A 21,736-nucleotide genomic window follows, 5' to 3' on the forward strand; every position below is an offset into this window, starting at 1 on the left:
TCATGTCCGACGAACAGAAGCTCCGTACCTACCTCAAGCGCGCCACGGCCGACCTGGGAGTGCTCAGCAAGCGCCTCGCCGACATGGAGGAGGCCGCGCGCGAGCCGATCGCGATCATCGGCATGGGCTGCCGCTACCCGGGCGGGGTGGAGTCCCCCGACGGCCTGTGGCGGCTCGTCTCGGACGGCGCCGACGCGATCACCGAATTCCCGCCGGACCGTGGCTGGGACGTCGTCTACGACCCCGACCCGGACCGTCCGGGCACGACCTACAGCCGGTCGGGCGGCTTCCTCGCCGACGGCGCGGGCTTCGACGCCGGGTTCTTCGGCATCTCGCCGCGCGAGGCGCTCGCCATGGACCCGCAGCAGCGGGTGCTGCTGGAGACCGCCTGGGAGACCTTCGAGTACGCCGGCATCGACCCCACCACGCTCGGCGGCAGCCGAACAGCCGTGTTCACCGGCCTGTGGTCCTCCGGCTACGGCAACCAGCCGCCGCCGGACCTTGAGGGTTTTCTCGCCACCGGAACCGCCACCAGCGCCACGTCCGGGCGGGTGTCGTACCTGCTGGGGCTGGAGGGTCCGGCGGTGTCGGTGGACACGGCGTGTTCGTCGTCGCTGGTGGCGATCCACTTGGCGGCGCAGGCGCTGCGGGCGGGGGAGTGTTCGCTGGCGCTGGCCGGCGGTGTGACCGTGATGGCGACGCCGGCGGGGTTCGTCGAGTTCTCGCGGCAGCGGGGCCTTTCCGTCGACGGCCGGGTGAAGGCGTTCGCCGAGGCGGCGGATGGCACCAGCTGGGGCGAGGGCGCCGGTCTGCTGCTGCTGGAGCGGTTGTCGGACGCGCGCCGCAACGGTCACCGGGTGCTGGCGGTGGTGCGGGGTTCGGCGGTGAACCAGGACGGTGCGTCCAACGGGCTTGCGGCGCCGAACGGTCCGTCGCAGGAACGCGTCATCCGGCAGGCGCTGGCGAATGCGGGACTGTCGACGGCGGACGTGGACGCGGCGGAGGCCCACGGCACCGGGACCACCCTCGGCGACCCCATCGAGGCCCAGGCACTCCTGGCGACCTACGGTCAGGGGCGGGTGGAGCCGTTGTGGCTGGGTTCGGTGAAGTCGAACATCGGGCACACGCAGGCGGCGGCCGGCGTCGCGGGTGTGATCAAGATGGTGATGGCGATGCGGCACGGGCAGTTGCCGCGGACCCTGCACGTGGACGCGCCGACCTCGCACGTCGACTGGTCGGCGGGCCGGGTCTCGCTGCTCACCGAGGCCCGGCCGTGGCCGGAGACCGGGCGTCCCCGCCGGGCCGGTGTGTCGGCGTTCGGCATCAGCGGCACCAACGCGCACGTGGTGATCGAGGCGGCCGATGAGGAGCCGGTCGAGGTTTCGACGGGGTCCGCGGGCGGGGCGGCGCCGTGGATGCTGTCGGCGAAGTCGGACGTGGCGTTGCGGGAGCAGGCGCGTCGGCTGGGGGCGTTCCTGGCCGAGCATCCGGGGGTCGGCGCGGTTGCGGTGGGTCGGGCGTTGGCCGGGCGGTCGCGTTTCGAGCACCGTGCGGTGCTGAGCGGTGTGGAGGCCCTGGACGCTCTGGCTGCGGGTGGCACGGTGCCGGGTCTGGTGACCGGGACCGTCCGTCCGTTGGGTCGGTCGGTGTTCGTGTTCCCGGGGCAGGGCGCCCAATGGGTCGGCATGGGTGCGGAGTTGTACGGATCGGAGCGGGTGTTCCGGGACGCGATCGATGCGTGTGATGCGGCGTTGGCGCCGTACACGGACTGGTCGTTGGTGGAGGTGCTGACCGGCGGGGGCTCGCTGGAGCGGGTCGACGTAGTGCAGCCTGCGCTGTTCGCCGTGATGGTGGCGCTGGCCGCACTGTGGCGTGCGCACGGTGTGGAGCCTGATGCGGTTGTCGGGCATTCGCAGGGCGAGATCGCGGCGGCGTACGTGGCCGGCGCGTTGTCCCTGGACGACGCCGCGAAGGTGGTGGCGCTGCGGAGCCGGGCGCTGGCGGTGTTGGCCGACCGGGGCGGGATGGTGTCGGTCGGTCTCGGGCATGGGCAGGCTGCCGAGTTCATGGCCCGGTGGGACGGTCGGCTGACCGTGGCGGTGGTCAACTCGGCGGACAGTGTGGTGGTGTCGGGCGATCTGGACGCGCTGGACGAACTGCTGACGGCCTGTGAGGCCGACGGCATCCGCGCCCGCCGACTGCCCGTCAACTACGCGGCGCACTCGGCACAGGTCGAAGCGATCCGCGAGCAGTTGCTGACTGACCTCGCCGAGATCTCGCCCCGGTCGGCAGCCATCCCCTTCTACTCCACGGTGACCGGCGAGGAGATCGACACCGCCGCCCTCGACGCCGACTACTGGTACCGCAACCTCCGCGAACCCGTGCTGTTCGACCGGACCACCCGGGCGCTGCTCGACCACGGCCACACCGTCTTCGTCGAGGCCAGCCCGCATCCGGTCCTGGTCTCCGCCGTCGAGGAGACCGGTCACCACCACGGCTCCGACCCCCTCGTCACCGGCACGCTCCGGCGCGACCAGGACGACTTCCTCACCTCGCTCGGCCGCCTGTACGTCCACGGCGTCCCGGTCGACTGGCGGTTCCCGGACGACACCGAGCCCGTCGACCTGCCGACGTACGCCTTCCAGCGCGAGCCGTACTGGCTGCGGCCCGTCCCGACGGTGTCGGGCGACCACCCCCTGCTCAGCACGTTCGTGGAACTGCCCGACGGCGCGGTGCTCAGCGGACGGATCTCGCTCGCCACCCACCCGTGGCTGGCCGACCACGCCGTGCGGGGCTCCGTCCTGCTGCCCGGCACCGCGTTCGCGGAAATGGCGGCCTACGCGGCCGGCCGGCTCGGCCGCGCGGTCGAGGAGCTGGTGCTCGAAACGCCGCTCGTCCTCGACGACGCCCCGGTGCACCTCCAGGTCGTCGTGGGCCCCGAGGACGACGGCCGCAACCCGCTCACGGTGTACTCGCACGACGGCGACGAGTGGGTGCGGCACGCCACCGGAACCCTGGGCGAGGAGCCGGTGCTGAGCGCCTGGGACTGGCCGTCGGCCGGCGAGCCCCTCGACGTCGACGGGCTCTACGACTCGCTGTCGGTGCTCGGCTACGAGTACGGGCCGGCGTTCCAGGGCGTCACGGCGGCCCGGCGGGTCGGCGACACCGTCTACGCCGAGGTGGAGCTTCCCGCCGAGGAGCCGTTCGCGCTGCACCCCGCGCTGCTCGACGCCGCCCTGCACCCCATGGTGTTCCTCACCGACCGCACCGGCCTGCCGTTCGTGTTCACCGGGGTGGCGATCCGGCCCGCGGCCCGCGGGCCGCTGCGCGTCCGCCTGTCCGCCACCGGGCCGGACACCTACACCGTGGCCGTGGCCGATCCGGACGGCACCCCGGTCGCGGTCATCACGTCGCTGACCGTCCGGGACGCCACCACCGTCCCGGACAGCCTGTACGCACTCGACTGGGTTCCCCTCGAACCGGCGTCGACGGTCGGCGACCCTGCCGACCTGGTCGTCCACGAGGTGCCCGGGCCGGAGCCCGAGCTGGACACCGTCGAGGCGGCGTACGAGAGCGCGCAGCGCGTACTCGCCGTGATCCGGGATCACCTGGCGGGCGAGCGGACGCGGCTGGTGGTCGTCACCCGCAACGCCGTCGCCGCCGCGCCCGGTGACGTGGTCGGCCTCCACCACTCGATGGTCTGGGGCCTGGTCCGCGGCGCGCGGGCCGAGCACCCCGACCGGTTCGTCCTGGTCGACGCCGACCCGACCTGGGACCCCGCGCTGATCGCCGGCACGGACGAGCCGGAACTGGCGGTCCGCCAAGGGGCGTTGCGGGTCCCCCGCCTGGTCCGGGTCGGCGCGAGCCTCACCCCGCCGGACGGGACCTGGCGGCTGGAGGACACCGGCACCGGCAGCATCGACGACCTGGCGCTGGTGCCCCGCCCGGAGCTCATGGAGCCGCTCGGGCCCGGGCAGGTCCGGATCGCCATGCGGGCGGCCGGACTCAACTTCCGGGACGTGCTGATCGCCCTCGGCGTCTACCCCGGCGCGGCCCTGATGGGCGGCGAAGGCGCGGGCGTCGTCCTCGAAACCGGCCCGGACACCCGGTTCCGGCCCGGCGACCGCGTCATGGGCCTGGTCCCCGGCGCGTTCGGCCCGGTCACCGTCGCCGACCACCGGCTGCTGGTCCGGATGCCCGACGACTGGTCGTTCGCCAGGGCCGCGTCGGTGCCCGTGGTGTTCCTGACCGCGTGGTACGGCCTGCGCGACCTGGGCGGGCTGGAGGCCGGTCACCGGGTGCTGATCCACGCCGGCACCGGCGGTGTCGGCATGGCGGCGATCCAACTGGCCCGGCGGCTCGGCGCGGAGGTGTTCGCCACCGCGAGCCCCGCCAAGTGGGACACCCTGCGCGCCCTGGGGCTGGACGAGGACCACATCGCCTCGTCGCGCACCCTGGAGTTCGAGCAGAAGTTCCCGCGCATGGACGTCGTCCTGGACTCGCTGTCCGGCGAGTTCGTCGACGCCTCGCTGCGGCTGCTCGTGCCCGGCGGCCGGTTCGTGGAGATGGGCAAGACCGACATCCGCGACGCGGCCGACCATCCCGACATCGTCTACCGGGCGTTCGACATCGCCGACGCGGGACCGGAACGGCTCGGCGAGATCCTCGACGCCGTCGTACAGGCCTTCACGGACGGCGGGTTCGCGCCACTGCCGTTGGACGTCCGCGGGGTCCGGGACGCGGTCGACGTGTTCCGGTTCATGAGTCGGGCGGCGCACGTCGGGAAGATCGTTCTCACTGTTCCGGCGGGTTTCGATGCGGTGGGGACGGTGTTGATCACCGGTGGTACGGGGACGTTGGGTGGTCATGTGGCCCGGCATCTGGTGGTCGAGCGGGGTGTGCGGCATGTGGTGCTGGTCAGCCGCAGTGGTGGTGGGTCGGCGTTGTGCGAGGAGTTGGCCGGGCTGGGCGCGGAGGTGAGCGTCGCGGCGTGTGATGTGGCGGATCGGGATGCGTTGGCGGCGGTGCTGGAGTCGATTCCGGCCGAGCATCCGCTGACCGCGGTCGTGCATGCGGCCGGTGTGCTCGACGACGCCGTGGTGGAGTCGCTGACCCCCGATCGTCTTGCCGCGGTCTGGGAGCCGAAGGCGCGGGCGGCGTGGAACCTGCACGAGCTCACCCGGGGGCTGGACCTGACGGCGTTCGTCCTGTTCTCCTCGGCGGCCGGCACCCTCGGCAGCCCCGGACAGGCCAACTACGCCGCGGCCAACACCTTCCTCGACGCGCTCGCCGTGCACCGGCGCGCCCTCGGACTGCCGGCGACCTCGCTGGCCTGGGGCTACTGGGCCGAGGCCAGCGGCATGACCGGGCACCTGACCGACGCCGACCAGGACCGGCTGACCCGAGCCGGGGTCGTGCCGCTGGCCACCGACCACGCCCTGTCGCTGTTCGACGCGGCCCTGGCCATGGACCGGGCCGCGCTGGTGCCGGTACGCCTCGACCTGTCCGTGATGGCGGGCGCCCCGGCGACCCCGGCGGCCCTCAAGGGCCTCGTCTCCCGCAAGGCGGCCCGGCGCCCGGCCCGGCGCGGCGCGATCGCCGAACGCCTGCGGACACTGCCGGAGGGCGAACGGCTGAGAGCCGCACTCGACCTGGTCACCGCCAACACCGCCGCCGTGCTCGGTCACCGTGAACCGGGGGCCGGATGGGACCGGCAGCCGTTCAAGGACCTCGGCTTCGACTCCCTGACCTCCGTCGAACTGCGCAACCGCCTCAACACCGCCACCGGCCTGCGCCTGCCCGCCACCGTCACCTTCGACCACCCCACCCCGCGGCAACTCGCCGAGCACCTGCTGACCGAGATCCTCGGTGGGGCGGTGGCTTCGGTGGTGCCGGTCGTGGTTGGGGTGTCGGACGATCCGGTGGTGATCGTGGGTATGGGGTGTCGGTTGCCCGGTGGGGTGGGGTCGCCGGAGGAGTTGTGGGGTGTGGTGTCGGGTGGGGTGGATGCGATCGGGGGGTTCCCGTCGGATCGTGGGTGGGATGTGGAGGGGTTGTTCCATCCGGATGCGGATCATCCGGGGACGTCGTACACGCGGTCGGGTGGGTTTCTTGCGGATGCGGCGGGGTTCGATGCGGATTTCTTCGGTATTTCGCCGCGTGAGGCGTTGGCGATGGATCCGCAGCAGCGGGTGTTGTTGGAGACCGCGTGGGAGACGTTCGAGGACGCGGGGATCGATCCGACGTCGTTGCGGGGCAGCCGGACGGGTGTGTTCACCGGCATCTGGTCCTCCGGCTACGGCGACCAGGCACCCGCCGACGCCGAGGGCTACCTCGGTACGGGCGCCGCGACCAGCGTGACCTCCGGCCGGATCGCCTACCTGCTGGGGCTGGAGGGCGCGGCGGTCTCGCTGGACACGGCCTGCTCGTCCTCGCTGGTGGCCCTGCACCTGGCGGCGCAGGCGCTGCGCTCGGGCGAGTGCACACTCGCCCTGGCCGGCGGCGTGACGGTGATGGCGACCCCGCTGGGGTTCACGGAGTTCTCGCGCCAGCGCGGTCTGGCCCCCGACGGCCGGGTGAAGGCGTTCGCCGAGGCGGCCGACGGCACGGCGTGGGGTGAGGGCGCCGGTCTGCTGCTGCTGGAGCGGTTGTCGGACGCGCGTCGCAACGGTCACCGGGTGCTGGCGGTGGTGCGGGGTTCGGCGGTGAACCAGGACGGCACCTCCAACGGCCTCGGGGCGCCGAACGGTCCGTCGCAGGAGCGGGTGATCCGGCAGGCGCTGGCGAATGCGGGACTGTCGACGGCGGACGTGGACGCGGTGGAGGCGCACGGCACCGGCACCACCCTCGGCGACCCCATCGAGGCGCAGGCCCTCCTTGCCACCTACGGCCAGGACCGGGTGGAGCCGTTGTGGCTGGGGTCGGTGAAGTCGAACCTCGGGCACACGCAGGCGGCGGCCGGTGCGGCCGGTGTGATCAAGATGGTGATGGCGATGCGGCACGGGCAGCTGCCGCCGACACTGCATGTCGACGCGCCGACCTCGCACGTCGACTGGGAGTCCGGCAACATCCGGCTGCTGACCGAGGCCCGGCCGTGGCCCGACAACGGCCGCCCGCGTCGCGCGGGCATCTCCGCGTTCGGCATCAGCGGCACCAACGCGCACGTGGTGATCGAGGCGGCCGATGAGGAGCCGGTCGAGGTTTCGGCGGGGTCCGCGGGCGGGGTGGTGCCGTGGGTGCTGTCGGCCAGGTCCGAGGCGGCGTTGCAGGAGCAGGCGCGTCGGTTGGCCGCATTCACTGCCGCACATCCGGAGGTGGGCCCGGCGGCGGTCGGGGGCGCGCTGGCCGCTCGCACCGTGTTCGAGCACCGTGCGGTGCTGAGCGGCGTGGAGGCCCTGGACGCTCTGGCTGCGGGTGGCACGGTGCCGGGGCTGGTGACCGGGATCGCCCGTCCGTTGGGTCGGTCGGTGTTCGTGTTTCCGGGGCAGGGCGCCCAGTGGGTCGGTATGGGTGGGGAGTTGTACGGCTCGGAGCGGGTGTTCCGGGACGCGATCGATGCGTGTGATGCGGCGTTGGCGCCGTACACGGATTGGTCGTTGGTGGAGGTGTTGACCGGCGGGGGTTCGCTGGAGCGGGTGGATGTGGTGCAGCCCGCGCTGTTCGCGGTGATGGTGGCGTTGGCGGAGCTGTGGCGTGCGCATGGTGTGGAGCCGGATGCGGTCGTCGGGCATTCGCAGGGTGAGATCGCGGCGGCGTACGTGGCGGGTGCGTTGTCGTTGGAGGACGCCGCAAAGGCGGTCGCCCTGCGCAGCAAGGCCCTGGTCGCCCTGGCCGACCAGGGTGGGATGGTGTCGGTCGGTCTCGGGCATGAGCAGGCCGCCGAGTTCGTGGCCCGCTGGGACGGTCGGCTGACGGTGGCGGTGGTCAACGCCCCTGGCTCGGTCGTAGTGTCGGGCGATCTGGACGCGCTGGACGAACTGCTGACGGCCTGTGAGGCCGACGGCATCCGCGCCCGCCGCCTGCCCGTCAACTACGCCGCGCACTCCGTGCAGGTCGAGGCGATCCGCGACCAGTTGCTGACCGACCTGGCCGAGATCTCGCCCCGGTCGGCAGCCATCCCGTTCTACTCAACGGTGACCGGCGAGGAGATCGACACCGCCGGGCTCGACGCCGACTACTGGTACCGCAACCTCCGCGAACCGGTGCTGTTCGACCGGACCACCCGGCTGCTGCTCGCCTCGGGCAGCGATCCCGTCTTCGTCGAGATCAGCCCGCACCCGGTGCTCACGCCTGCACTGGAGGAGCACGAGGCGGGCGTGGTGACCGGCACGCTGCGCCGCGACCACGGCACCCCGGCCGAGTTCCTGGCCGCCGCGGCCCGGCTGTTCGTCGCGGGTGTGCCGGTGCAGTGGCCGTTCCCCGAAGGCGAGCCGGTGGCGCTGCCCACCTACCCCTTCCAGCGGACGCGGTTCTGGCTCGCCGGCGGCGCGGGAGACGTGTCCGCGGCCGGGCTCGACTCGGTGGACCACCCGCTGCTCGGCGCCGCCGTCGAGGTGGGCGAGCAGCGGGTCCTGACGGGTCGGCTCTCCCTGACCACCCACCCCTGGCTCGCGGACCACTCCGTGCTCGGGACGGTGCTGCTGCCCGCGACGGCGTTCGTGGAACTGGTGGTGCACGCGGCCGGGGCGGCAGTGGAGGAACTGGTCCTGGAGGCGCCGCTGGTGCTGCCCGCCGACGGCGCGGTGGACGTGCAGGTCGTCATGGGCGAGCCGGACGAGACCGGCCGCCGGACGGTCGACGTCCGGTCCCGTACGGACGGTTGGGTACGGAACGCCACCGGCACGGTGAGCGGGCAGCCTGTGGTCGGGCAGGAGCTGACGCAGTGGCCGCCGGCCGGCGCGGAACCGGTCACCGGGCTCTACGACACGCTCGCCGCGGCGGGCTACGAGTACGGGCCGGCCTTCCAGGGCGTGCAGGCGGTGTGGCGTCGCGGCGACGAGGTGTTCGCCGAGGTCACCGTCCCGGACGCGGCCCGGTTCTCCGTCCATCCGGCCCTGCTGGACGCCGCCCTGCAGCCGCTGGCGCTGCTGGCCGGTACGGAGGGCGACGTGCGGCTGCCGTTCTCGCTGGGCGGGATCGCGGTCCACCGCACCGGTGTGACCTCCGCGCGCGTGCGGCTGACGGCGGTGCGCCCCGGCACGTACGCCGTCCACCTGGCGGACCGGTCCGGCGAGCCCGTGGCGACCGTCGAGGCGCTGACCACCCGTCCGATGGCCGAACGCGGCCCGCTGTACGCCCTCGAATGGATTCCGCTGACCCCCGCCGAAGGCGTGCTCGGCGACGCCGTCGTCTCGCCCGGCTCGGTCGCCGAGGCGCTGACGGCCGTCCAGGACTTCCTGGCCGGGCCCGGCGAACGGCTCGTGGTGCACACGCGGGGCGCGGTCGCCGTCGTTCCCGGTGACGCGGTGAGCGACCCGGAGGCCTCGGCCGTCTGGGGCCTGGTCCGGTCCGCGCAGTCCGAGCACCCCGGCCAATTCGTGCTGGTGGACGCCGACGAGCTGCCCGACGGCCTGTCGGTCGGCGACGAGGACCAGGTGGCGGTGCGCCGGGGAGCCGTTTACGTGCCCCGACTCGTGCGCTCCGCACCGGAGGAGGCGCTCGACGGACGGCTGACGCCGACGGGCACGGGCAGCCTGGACGACCTCGCCTTCCTGCCGTACGAGCAGGCCCCGCTCGGGCCCCGGGAGGTGCGCGTCGCCGTGCGGGCGGCCGGCCTGAACTTCCGGGACGTGCTGATCGCCCTCGGCGTCTACCCGGACCCGGCGCTGCTCGGCAGCGAGGGCGCGGGCGTCGTCACCGAGGTCGGCGCCGAGGTCACCGGCCTGCGGCCGGGCGACCGGGTCGCCGGGCTGCTGCCCGGCGCGTTCGGCCGAGTGGCCGTCGCCGACCACAGGGCGCTGGTGCGCATCCCCGACGAATGGACGTTCACCCAGGCCGCCAGTGTGCCGATCGCGTTCATGACCGCCTGGTACGGGCTGTTCGACCTCGGCGAACTGCGCCCCGGCGACCGGGTGCTGATCCACGCCGGCACCGGCGGCGTCGGCATGGCCGCCGTCCAGCTGGCCCTGAACAGCGGCGCGGAGGTGTTCGCCACCGCGAGCCCCGCCAAGTGGGACGCCCTGCGCGCCCTGGGGCTGGACGACGACCACATCGCCTCGTCCCGGACCCTGGAGTTCGCCGACCGGTTCGGACCCTTCGACGTGGTGCTGAACTCGCTGTCCGGCGAGTTCCTGGACGCCTCGCTGCGGCTGCTCGCGCCCGGCGGGCGGTTCGTGGAGATGGGCAAGGCCGACATCCGGCCCGGCGTGCTGGCCTTCGACCTGGCCGACGCGGGACCGGAGCGGCTGGCGGAGATCCTGGCCGAAGCAGTCCGGCTGCTCGGCGCGGGCGAGCTGCGCCTGCCACCGCTCACCACCTGGGACGTCCGCCGCGCGCGGGACGCCTTCCGGTTCATGAGTCGGGCGGCGCACGTCGGGAAGATCGTTCTCACTGTTCCGGCGGGTTTCGATGCGGTGGGGACGGTGTTGATCACCGGTGGTACGGGGACGTTGGGCGGTCATGTGGCCCGGCATCTGGTGGTCGAGCGGGGTGTGCGGCATGTGGTGCTGGTCAGCCGCAGTGGTGGCGGGGCCGAGTTGTGCGAGGAGTTGGCCGGGCTGGGCGCGGAGGTGAGCGTCGCGGCCTGTGACGTGGCGGATCGGGACGCGTTGGCGGCGGTGCTGGAGTCGATTCCGGCCGAGCATCCGCTGACCGCGGTCGTGCATGCGGCCGGTGTGCTCGACGACGCCGTGGTGGAGTCGCTGACCCCCGATCGTCTTGCCGCGGTCTGGGAGCCGAAGGCACGGGCGGCGTGGAACCTGCACGAGCTCACCCGGGGGCTGGATCTGACGGCGTTCGTCCTGTTCTCCTCGGCGGCCGGCACGCTCGGCGCGGCGGGGCAGGCGAACTACGCGGCGGCGAACGCCTTCCTCGACGGCCTGGCCGCGCACCGGCGCGCCCTGGGGCTGCCGGGCGTGTCGCTGGCCTGGGGCCACTGGGCCGAGGCCAGCGGGCTGACCGGGCAGATGTCCGCGGCCGACGGTGAACGCCTCGCCCGCGCGGGGCTGCTGCCGATGGCGACCGACTACGGACTCGGGCTGTTCGACGGCGGCCTGGACACCGCGGAACCGGCGGTGGTCGCGGCCCGGCTCAAGGTGTCCGCACTGGGCGACCGGCCGGTGCTGCGCGCGCTGGCACGCGCCCGCAAACCGGTCCGGACCACCGGACTGGCGGGCGAGCTCGGATCGCTCCCCGAGGCCCGGCAACGCGAGATCCTGCTCGACCTGGTCAGCACCCACGCCTCGGCCGTGCTGGGCCGCAACGACGCAATCGGTGGCGACCTGGCCTTCAAGGACCTGGGCTTCGACTCGCTGACCGGCGTGGAACTGCGCAACCGGCTGTCCACGGCGGTCGGGACCCGGCTGTCGGCGACGATGATCTTCGACCACCCGACCCCGGCCCGGCTGGCCGAATACCTGCGCGAGGTGGTCCTCGGCATGGAGCGCCGGACGGCCTCGCCCGTGCCGGTCGGGGTTCCGGTGTCGGACGACCCGGTGGTGGTGGTCGGGCTGGGTGCCCGGTATCCGGGTGGGGTGGGCTCGGCGCAGGAGTTGTGGGGCCTGGTGTCGGGTGGGGTCGATGCGGTGGGCGAGTTCCCGTCGGATCGTGGGTGGGACGTGGGTCGGCTCTACGATCCGGCCGGTGGCCCGGGGAAGTCGTACACGCGGTCGGGCGCTTTTCTGGCGGACGCGGGTGGCTTCGACGCCGCGTTCTTCGGTATTTCGCCGCGCGAGGCGTTGGCGATGGATCCGCAGCAGCGGGTGCTGTTGGAGACCGTGTGGGAGACGTTCGAGGACGCGGCGATCGATCCGACGTCGTTGCGGGGCAGCCAGACGGGCGTCTTCACCGGCATCTGGGCATCCGGCTACGCGGGCGGAGTGGACCAGATCTCGCGCGACGCGGACGGCTATGTGGCCACCGGCACGGCGACGAGTGTGACCTCCGGGCGGGTGTCGTACCTGCTGGGGCTGGAAGGCCCGGCGGTGTCGGTGGACACGGCGTGTTCGTCGTCGCTGGTGGCGATCCACCTGGCGGCGCAGGCCCTGCGCTCGGGCGAGTGCTCGCTGGCGCTGGCCGGCGGTGTGACCGTCATGGCGACACCCGCCGCCTTCATCGACTTCTCCCGCCAGCGGGGGCTCGCCACCGACGGCCGGGTGAAGGCGTTCGCCGAGGCGGCGGACGGCACGGCGTGGGGTGAGGGCGCCGGTCTGGTGCTGTTGGAACGTCTGTCGGACGCCCGGCGCAACGGCCACCAGGTGCTGGCGGTCGTGGCGGGAAGCGCAGTGAACCAGGACGGGGCCAGCAACGGCCTGACCGCGCCGAACGGCCCCTCCCAGGAACGGGTCATCCGCCAGGCCCTCGCCAATGCCGGGCTGGAGCCGTCCGAGGTGGACGCGGTGGAGGCGCACGGCACCGGCACCACGCTCGGCGACCCCATCGAGGCGCAGGCGCTGTTGGCGACCTACGGCCGCGATCGGGACGAGCCGTTGTGGCTGGGGTCGGTGAAGTCGAACATCGGCCACACCCAGGCCGCCGCCGGTGTGGCCGGTGTGATCAAGATGGTGATGGCGATGCGGCACGGGCAGTTGCCGCCGACGCTGCATGTCGACGAGCCGACCTCGCACGTCGACTGGTCGGCGGGTCGGGTCTCGCTGCTCACCGAGGCCCGGCCGTGGCCGGAGACGGGGCGTCCCCGCCGCGCGGGCATCTCGGCGTTCGGCATCAGCGGTACGAACGCGCACGTGATCCTGGAGGCGCCGGCCGAGGAGCCGTTGCCCGAGTCCCCTGCCGATCCCGAGCCCGCTCCTGCGGTCGTGGTGCCGTGGCTGCTGTCGGCCAAGTCCGAGCAGGCCCTGCGCGACCAGGCCCGCAGGTTGCAGGCGTACGCGGCCAAGGCCCCCGACCCGGACGGGATCGGCGCCGCGCTCGCCGCGCGGACCCGGTTCGTCCACCGGGCCGTGCTGACCGGACCGGAGGCCCTGGCGGCCCTGGTGCGCGGGGAAGCCCATCCCGGGCTGGTGACCGGCGAGGCCCGTGACGCGGGCAGGTCGGCGTTCGTGTTCTCCGGTCAGGGTGGTCAGTGGGCGGGGATGGGTCGTGGTCTGTACCGCGAATTCCCGGTGTTCGCCCAGGCGTTGGACGAAGTGTGCGGGCTCTTGGGGCTGCCGGTGGAGGTGTTGTTCGAGGACGGGGAGGGGGTGCTCGGGGAGACGCTGTTCACGCAGGGCAGTGTGTTCGCGCTGGAGGTGGCGCTGTTCCGGCTGGTGGAGTCGCTGGGTGTGCGGCCGGATTTCGTGGTCGGGCATTCGGTCGGTGAGGTGGCGGCGGCGCATGTGGCGGGTGTGCTGAGTCTGGAGGACGCGTGTGCGCTGGTGGGTGCGCGTGGCCGGTTGATGCAGGGGTTGCCGGGTGGTGGGGCGATGGTGTCGCTCCAGGCGTCGGTGGAGGAGGTTGCGGGGTCGTTGGTGCCGGGTGCGGAGGTGGCGGCGGTCAACGCGGCCGATGCGGTGGTGGTGTCGGGGGACGAGGCGGCGGTCGCGGCGGTTTCCGAGGTGTGGTGGGGGCGTGGTCGTCGGGTGCGGCGGCTGGAGGTCAGTCACGCGTTCCATTCGGCGCGGATGGATCCGGTGCTGGAGGAGCTGGGTCGGGTGGCGGCGGGTCTGTCGTTCGGTGAGCCGGTGATCCCGGTGGTCTCCACCGTGGCGGGGTGCCCGGTGGACATGGGGGAGCCCGGGTACTGGGTGCGGCAGGTCCGCGAACCGGTGCGGTTCGCCGATGCCGTGGAGTGGCTGGCGGGCCAGGGCGTGACCGGGTTCGTGGAGGTCGGTCCGCATCCGGTGCTGGTGGGGAACGGGTTGATGCGGCGCGGGGGTGATTCCCCGGAGCGGTTGTTCGCGGGCCTGGGGCGGTTGTGGGCGGACGGTGCGATGCGCTGGACGCCGCCCGCGGCCACCACGGCAGGCGCGCGGGTGCCCTCGTACGCCTTCCAGCACCAGCACTACTGGCTCCAGCCCACCACCCCGTCGGAGGGCCTGGACACGCCGGACCACCCGCTGCTGCGGTCCCTGGTGAAGCTCCCCGACGGGCAGGGCGTGGTGCTGACCGGAAAGCTCTCCGCGTCCGTCCACCCGTGGCTGGCCGAGCACACCGTGCTCGGTTCGACGCTGCTGCCCGGGATGGCGTTCGTGGACCTGGCCCTCCAGGCCGGCGAGCACACGGCCAGCCCCGTGCTGTCCGAGCTGGTCCTGGAGGCGCCGCTCGTGCTGTCCGCGCACGACGGCGTGCACGTGCAGGTCACCGTCGGCGCGCCCGACGACACCGGACGCCGGCCCGTCACCGTCCACTCCCGCACCTCCGCGGAGCCCGACGAGTGGACCCGCCACGCGACCGGCGTGCTGAGTCCGTCGGCGACCCGGGCCGACCGGACGGAGGCGCCCGGGGCGGACGACGGCGAGGCCGTGCCGATCGACATCGACTCGCTCTACGACCGGCTCGCCGAAGCCGGCTACGACTACGGGCCGACCTTCCAGGGGCTCACCGGCATTCGGCGGCACGGCGAGGACCTGCACGCCGAGGTGAGGTTCCCGGCGGACCCCGCGCAGCTCACCGGCTACCGCGTCCACCCCGCGCTCCTGGACGCCGCCATCCAGCCGCTGACCCTGCTCGCCGGCCTCGCAGCCGAGGACGGCGGCGGCAGTCCGGCGCGGATGCCCTTCTCGTTCTCCGGCGTGTCCGTCACCGGGTCGGCCGCGACGGGCCGCGTGGTGCTGCACCCGACCGGGCCGGACACCTACGCGGTGCGGATCACCGACACCGCCGGGACGCCGGTCGTGAGCATCGACGAGATCGTCCTGCGGCCCGTCGAAGCGGCGGGACGCGGGGCCGGGCGCCGGCCGAACACGCTGTTCGCCGTCGACTGGACGCCGATGGCGGCACCGGACGGCCCGGACACCGAGACGGTCCTCCACGAGGTCGTCGGCGAGGGCGAGCCGGTCGCGGCCGCCCATGCGGTGACCCGCGAACTGCTCGGCACGGTCCGGGAGTTCCTGGCCACCGACACGCCGGCCCGGCTCGTGGTCCTCACCGGCGACGACCCGGCCTCGGCCGCGGCCCGCGGCTTCCTGCGCAGCGCGCACAGTGAGAACCCGGGGCGGATCCTGACCGTCCGGCACGACGGCACGGCCGCGTCCCGACGGGCGATCCCCGCCGCGGTGCGGGCCGCCGTGGGCGACGGCGAGCCCGAGATCCAGCTGCGCGACGGAACCGCCCTGGTTCCGAGGCTGGTGAGGGCGGCCGCGGCCGGGCCGCTGGACGGCGCGCCGCTGGACGGCACCGCACTGATCACCGGCGGCACCGGCACCCTCGGCGTCCTGGTCGCCCGGCACCTGGTCGCGCGGCACGGCGTCCGGCACGTGGTGCTCGCCGGCCGCCGCGGCGTCGAGCCGCCCGGGCTCCGGGAGGAGCTGGGCGACGCCCTCACCGTGGTCGCCTGCGACGCCGGCGACCGGGAGGCCGTGCGGGACCTCGTCGCCTCGATCCCCGACCTGCGGGTCGTCGTGCACGCCGCCGGGGTCGTCGACGACGCCCTGGTGGGATCGATGACACCGGAGCAGATCGACACCGTGCTGCACGCGAAGGCCGATGCCGGATGGCACCTGCACGAGGCCACCGAGCACCTGGACCTGCGGGCGTTCGTGCTGTTCTCCTCGGCGTCCGGGGTGTTCGGCGCCCCCGGGCAGGCCAACTACGCCGCCGCGAACGCGTTCCTCGACGGGCTCGCCGAGCACCGGCACGCGCGCGGTCTGCCGGCCACCTCGCTGGCCTGGGGCCAGTGGGCCGAGTCCAGCGGCATCACCGGGAACCTGAAGGAGGCCGACCACCGGCGGCTGGCGCGGACCGGGATGCTGCCGCTGGGCACCGAGCAGGCCCTCGACCTGTTCGACACCGCCCTGGCCGGCGAACGTCCGGCGCTGGTGCCGGTCCGCCTCGACCTCGCGGCGATCGACACCCCGCCCGCGCTGCTGCGCGGACTCGCCCGGACGCGGCGCGCGCCGGCCCCGGCGACCGGCCCCGACGACCTGCGGGCCGGGCTCGAAGCCCTGCCCGAGCCCGAGCAGCGCGCCCTGCTGCTCGACCTGGTCGTCCGGCACAGCGCGAGCATCCTCGGGATGGCCCCCGGCGGGATCGACGACCCGCGCCAGCTGTTCCGCGACCACGGCGTCGACTCGCTGACCGCCATCGAGCTGCGCAACCAGCTCAACGCGGCCACCGGGCTCCAGCTCCCGGCGACCCTGGTCTTCGACTTCCCGACGCCCGAACAGCTCGTCAACCACCTCTACGGGCAGCTGTGCTCGCCGGAGAACCGGGTGGCCGGGCCGATGGAGCGACTGCTGCGCAAGGCCGTCGACGTGGGCCGCGCGCAGGACGGCCTCGACCTGCTGGCCACGGCGTCCCGGCTGAGCGAGGCCACCGACGCGCCCAAGGTCGAGACGTCCGCCCTCGCGGCCGGCTTCCTCCAGCCGTCGCTGGTCTGCCTGCCGTCCGCGCTGGCGTCCGGCGGCGTCGAGGAGTACCGGCGGTTCGGCGCGGCGCTGGAGGCCGCCCGCGACGTCACGGCGGTCACCCTGCCGGGCTTCGCCGGCGACCCGCTGCCCGCGGACGCCGACGTCCTGGTCCAGGCACTCGCCGACGCCGCGTCGGTCGTCGCCGCGCCGGTGCTGGTCGGCCGTTCGGTGGGCGCGTGGCTGGCGCTGGCGACCGCCGGGGAACTGGAACGGCGGGGGGCCCGGCCCAGCGCCGTGGTGCTCATCGACGGCTACCCCGACGACCTGCCGGGCGTGCTCACCGGCATGCTCGACGCCGGCCACCAGGTCCAGCCGGTCGACGACGAGCGGCTGGTGGCCATGGGCCGCTACCTCGACCTGGCCGGCGCCCCGGAGCCCGTCACCGCGCCGGTGCTGCTGGTGGGCACCGGGAACCGCTCGTGGCCCCGGCTGTCCACCACCGTCCAGGAGGTGCTCACCGTCCCGGGCGACCACTTCACCGTGCTGGAGGAGCACTCCGCGGCCACGGCGCTGGCCATCAGCACGTGGCTCCTCGACTTCACCGGATACGGGGCCGGGCTGTCCGAACTCAGGGGAAAGGACTACGCATGATCTGGGACAACGTTTACATCGGTGGAACGGGGCGGTACCTGCCGCCCCGCACGCCCGCCACGGAGGCCGTGCCGGACACCGAGACCATGCGGCGGCTGCTCGCGCTGTCGGACTTCGTGTCGTTCACCCGCTCCGAGGACGTCACCGAGCACGGGATGGCCGTGCACGCGGCGATCGGAGCCCTGCGCGAGTCCGGTCTCACCGGCGCCGACATCTCGATGGCCGCCTACGCCCAGATGGACCACCAGGACCACCGGGCGTCCTCCTGCCACCTGCAGCGCGTCCTCGGCCTCGGCCACGCCCTGGTCTACGAGGTCGAGGCGACCAGCAACGGCGGCTCGGCCGCGCTGCAGTCCGCCGCCGCGCACCTGGTGGCCGACCCGGCCGCGACCGCGACCCTGGTCACGGCCACCGCCCGGTTCCTGCCGCCGCGGTGGGAGCGCTGGCAGCCCACCATCGGGATCTTCCTGGCCGACGGCGCGGTCGCGGCCGTGCTCAACCGCGAGGGCGGCCGGGCGCGGCTGATCGCGACCGCCAACAGCTCCGCGACCCAGATGGAGGTCCTCGCGGCCCCGACGATCCCGGACCCCGCGGGCCACCGCGACCGTACGCCGATCGAGGTCACCGGCCTGGCCCCGTACCTGACGCTGATGAGCGGGGCACTGGTCTCCGCGGTCCAGCAGGCGGCCAAGGAGGGCGGCGTCGACATCGCCGACATCACCAGGTTCGTCGTCACCGGTCTGGGCCTGGCCCAGCTGGAGGTCGTCGTGCTGGAGCCGCTCGGCATCGACCTGAGCCGCACCACCTGGCCGATGCTGCGCGAGCTCGGCCACGTCGGGCCGTGCGACCAGCTGCTCGGCATCGACCACCTGCTGCACGACGAGAGCCTGAAGCCCGGCGACACCATCATGTCGATCGGCCTCGGCATGGGCTCGCGGTTCACCGCGGCCCTGCTGGAGGTCACCGAGCCGCCCGGGCCCCGTACCGCCACCACCTTCACCGAGCCGGTGCGCGTGCAGGCCCCGCCCGCCGACGCGTACGTCATGGACGCCTCGGGCGGCGACATCTTCGGCGAGGCCGCCGCCCTGCGCGAGCGCGGCCCGGCCACCCGCGTCGAACTGCCCGGCGGCGTGTCGGCCTGGGCCGTCACCGGGCACGACCTGGCGAAGAAGCTGCTGCTCGACCCGAAGGTGTCCAAGGACGCGAACAAGCACTGGCCGATGTGGCGCGACGGCGACGTCCCGCCGGACTGGCCGCTGATCATGTGGGTCGCGCTGCAGAACATGTTCACCGCCTACGGGGCCGACCACACCCGGCTGCGCAGCCTGGTGGCCAAGGCGTTCACCCCGCGCCGGATCGAGGCGATGCGGCCGCGCATCGAGGAGATCACGGCCGGGCTGATCGAAGAGCTGGCCGCGGTGCCGCCGGGGGAGCCGGTCGACCTGCGCGCACGGTTCGCGTTCCCGCTGCCGATCCAGGTCATCACCGAACTGTTCGGGGTGACCCCGCAGACGGGCGCGGACCTGCGGCGACTGGTGGACGCGGTGTTCAGCCTCGACGCGGACCCGACGGGCGTGCAGGCCGCCTCCGGCGAGCTGTACCTGCTGCTCAAGGAACTCGTGGCCGCCAAGCGGAGCAACCCCGGCGACGACATGACCAGCGACCTGATCGCCGCGCAGGAGGCGGACGGCACCCGACTGTCCGAGCGGGAACTGCTGGACACCCTGCTGCTGACCATCTCCGCCGGCTTCGAGACGACCGTCAACCTGCTCGACCACGCCGTCCACGCGCTGGCCACCCACCCGTCCCAGCTCGACCTGGTCCGGTCCGGCGCCAGCACCTGGGAGGACGTGGTGGACGAGACCCTGCGCTGGCAGGCGCCGGTGCCGAACCTGCCGCTGCGGTACGCCGTGGAGGACATCTCCGTGGACGGCGTGCAGATCCGCAAGGGCGAGGCGATCCTGCTGTCCTTCGGCGCGGTCGGCCGCGACCCGGCGCAGCACGGGGCCGACGCGGAGGACTTCTCCGTCACCCGGTCGTCGCGGTCCGACCACCTCACCTTCGGGCACGGCGTGCACTTCTGCCTCGGCAGCCCGCTGGCGAAGCTGGAGGCGACGACGGCGCTGTCCGCGCTGTTCTCCCGGTTCCCCGGGCTGCGGCTGGCCGTCCCGTCGTCCGAACTCGAGCCGCTGGGTTCCTTCTTCACCAACGGCCACAAGACCCTGCCGGTCGTCCTGGAGGAGAGCTGATGGCCCATTTCGCCTTCGTGAGCGCGCCCGCGTCCGGGCACGTGAACCCGACCCTGCCGCTGGTCGAGGAACTGGTCCGGCGCGGTCACCGGGTCAGCTACGCCACCGGACCGGCGACCATGGACGCCGCCGTCGCCGCCGGGGCGTCGCCGGTGACCCTGCCCTCGGAGCTGCCGCCGGACCTGGCGTCGCGGGGGGAGTTCACGGCGGAGCAGCTCGCCGTGACGATGGAGTACTACCTCGACGACGCGCGGGCCTCCTTCCCCGTCCTGGCCGAGCACTTCCTGGCCGACCCGCCGGACGCGGTGTGCTACGACTCGGTGACCTTCACCGGGAGGATGCTGGCGAACCTGCTCGACGTGCCGGAGGTCTCCCTGGTGCCGACCTTCGCGGAGAACGAGTCCTTCTCGGCGGCGCAGGTGTACCTGCCGGCCGACTTCGACCACGCCGACCCCCGGCTGGTGGCCGCGATCCAGGACATGGGGAAGTTCGCGCAGGGCCACGGCTTCCTCGACGACCCGAACCTGATGTTCGGCCACGTGCCCCCGACGAGCCTGGTGTTCGTCCCCCGCGAGTTCCAGCTGGCGGGGGACACCTTCGACGAGCGCTTCCACTTCGTCGGGCCGTCGCTGAGCAGCCGGCAGACCGCCGGGGAGTGGAGCCCCCGGTCGCCGGGCCCGGTGCTGCTGATCTCGCTGGGAACCGTCTTCAACGACCGGCCCGAGTTCTACCGGACCTGCATCGAGGCGTTCGGGGACAGCGACTGGCAGGTCGTCATGGCCGTGGGCGGGCTGGACCGGCAGTCGCTGGGCCCGATCCCGGCGAACGTCGAAGTGCACGCGCAGGTGCCGCAGATCGCGGTGCTGCGGCACACCGAGGTGTTCCTGAGCCACGCCGGGATGAACTCGACCATGGAGTCCCTGTACCACGGGGTGCCGTTCGTGGCGGTCCCGCAGATCCCGGAACAGCAGGCGATCGCCCGGCGGGCGGAGGAACTGCAGGTCGGCAGGACACTCACCGACCCGACCGTCCAGGGCCTGCGCGACGCCGTCCGGTCCGTCCGGGCCTACCGCCCCCGGGCGGCGGCCCTGAGCCGGGTCGTCCGCGGCGCGGGCGGCGCGTCGAAGGCGGCGGACGTCCTGGAGAAGCTGCTGACCCAGTGACGGCCGGACTCCACCGGGCGGCCCGCACCCGCCCGGTGGAGTCCGTTCCCGCGCACGGCCTCGTACGGCGTGCTCGGGCCGGGTGATGGGCCGGTCCGCTCGGGTGGAGTCGCGGCAGAGGGGGCGGTGCGGCGTACTCCTCGCCCGAGGGCGCGATCGCCGGCACCTTGGTCGAGGTCCACGGCCGCAGTCCCACCGGCACCGGGCGCTTCGCGGCCGCGACGCGTGCCGGCGGGACTCAACTCGCGCGGCACGGAAGACTTTTGGGGCCTTGCCGCCGGGGGCGGCGAAAGGCGGGAGACCGTCGGGTCGGAGGCTGCTGACCCGAACACGGCCGGTTCGGCCCGCAGCACGGCGAGCTTCGCGAGACACTCCCCGCTCGACATCACGCCGGACGTGGCCCCGGCGTCGAACTGCACGCCCCCGCCTCCGCCACCGACCTCGCCCACCGCACTGACACCACCCCCGGCGGCCCCACCGGCCTCCGCACCGCCGGCCCGGTCACCCTCCACCGCGTCGGCCGCTTCGTCCGCCACGCCCGCGCGGCCGCCGCCGAGGCGCTGCCGACGGCGGCCGGGCGGTGCGGATCGCGGGACTGCGAGCGTGGAAGTGTCGTGCATTCACACCGATGCCGACCCGACCGGTGTCGGCCGTCGGCTCGTGGGCACCCGTGAAGGGCCGCCGTCCCGGCCTTCGGCCCGGTGGAGCAGTCGCGGTCCTCGGCCCGGACCGGGTCACGCTGCGGCCGCTACTCGCGCTCCGGGTGCGGCAGCCGTCCGAGCAGCTCCTCCTGCTTCTCGGCGCCGAAGGCCGATCGCCGGCTCGCGAGCTGCTCGACCTGGCCGTGGAGGCAGCAGAACTGGGCTTCCCGGTAGGGATGTTGGCCCCCTTCCGGCGTCTCGGCGCGGCCCTGCACACTGAGGCCGTTCTCCGGCACGACACCATGGCGCTCCCGTCCGACGCCCTCGAAAGGCGAGTGAAGCGATGAACCGACGTACCGTCAGTTTCCGTC

Annotated in this window: 4 protein-coding genes; 3 read left to right on the top strand and 1 reads right to left on the bottom strand. The window is 73.6% G+C overall.

Annotated elements, in window-relative coordinates; all coding sequences use genetic code 11:
* The first annotated feature begins 2 nt into the window (after positions 1 to 2).
* The 3 genes from CG736_RS37485 to CG736_RS06145 are packed head-to-tail and all read left to right on the top strand — an operon-like array spanning position 3 to position 20,724.
* Positions 3 to 17,312, top strand: coding sequence for a type I polyketide synthase (locus tag CG736_RS37485; RefSeq protein WP_232733832.1), 17,310 nt, complete (start codon positions 3 to 5; stop codon positions 17,310 to 17,312).
* The gene (locus CG736_RS38855) at positions 17,309 to 19,561 is read left to right on the top strand and encodes a cytochrome P450 (RefSeq protein WP_100585145.1); all 2,253 of its coding nucleotides are present in this window, start codon (positions 17,309 to 17,311) and stop codon (positions 19,559 to 19,561) included. The genes CG736_RS37485 and CG736_RS38855 overlap by 4 nt, the downstream gene beginning before the upstream one ends.
* Complete coding sequence (locus tag CG736_RS06145; protein ID WP_198520379.1) at positions 19,561 to 20,724, top strand: macrolide family glycosyltransferase; 1,164 nt, start codon at positions 19,561 to 19,563, stop codon at positions 20,722 to 20,724. Before CG736_RS38855 ends, CG736_RS06145 begins: the two co-directional genes overlap by 1 nt.
* 748 nt (positions 20,725 to 21,472) lie before the next feature.
* Here CG736_RS06145 and CG736_RS06155 read toward each other — a convergent pair.
* Positions 21,473 to 21,661, bottom strand: a complete 189-nt coding sequence (locus tag CG736_RS06155; protein ID WP_100585147.1) for a hypothetical protein — start codon at positions 21,659 to 21,661, stop codon at positions 21,473 to 21,475.
* Between the last annotated feature and the right edge of the window lie 75 nt (positions 21,662 to 21,736).

The organism is Kitasatospora sp. CB02891 (assembly GCF_002803145.1).
Classification (GTDB): Bacteria; Actinomycetota; Actinomycetes; order Streptomycetales; family Streptomycetaceae; genus Kitasatospora; species Kitasatospora griseola.

Bases quoted from the DNA above. Each gene is read 5' to 3' on its own strand.
- CG736_RS37485 (WP_232733832.1), top strand. From the start codon at position 3: ATGTCCGACGAACAGAAGCTCCGTACCTACCTCAAGCGCGCCACGGCC.
- CG736_RS06145 (WP_198520379.1), top strand. From the start codon at position 19,561: ATGGCCCATTTCGCCTTCGTGAGCGCGCCCGCGTCCGGGCACGTGAAC.
- CG736_RS38855 (WP_100585145.1), top strand. From the start codon at position 17,309: ATGATCTGGGACAACGTTTACATCGGTGGAACGGGGCGGTACCTGCCG.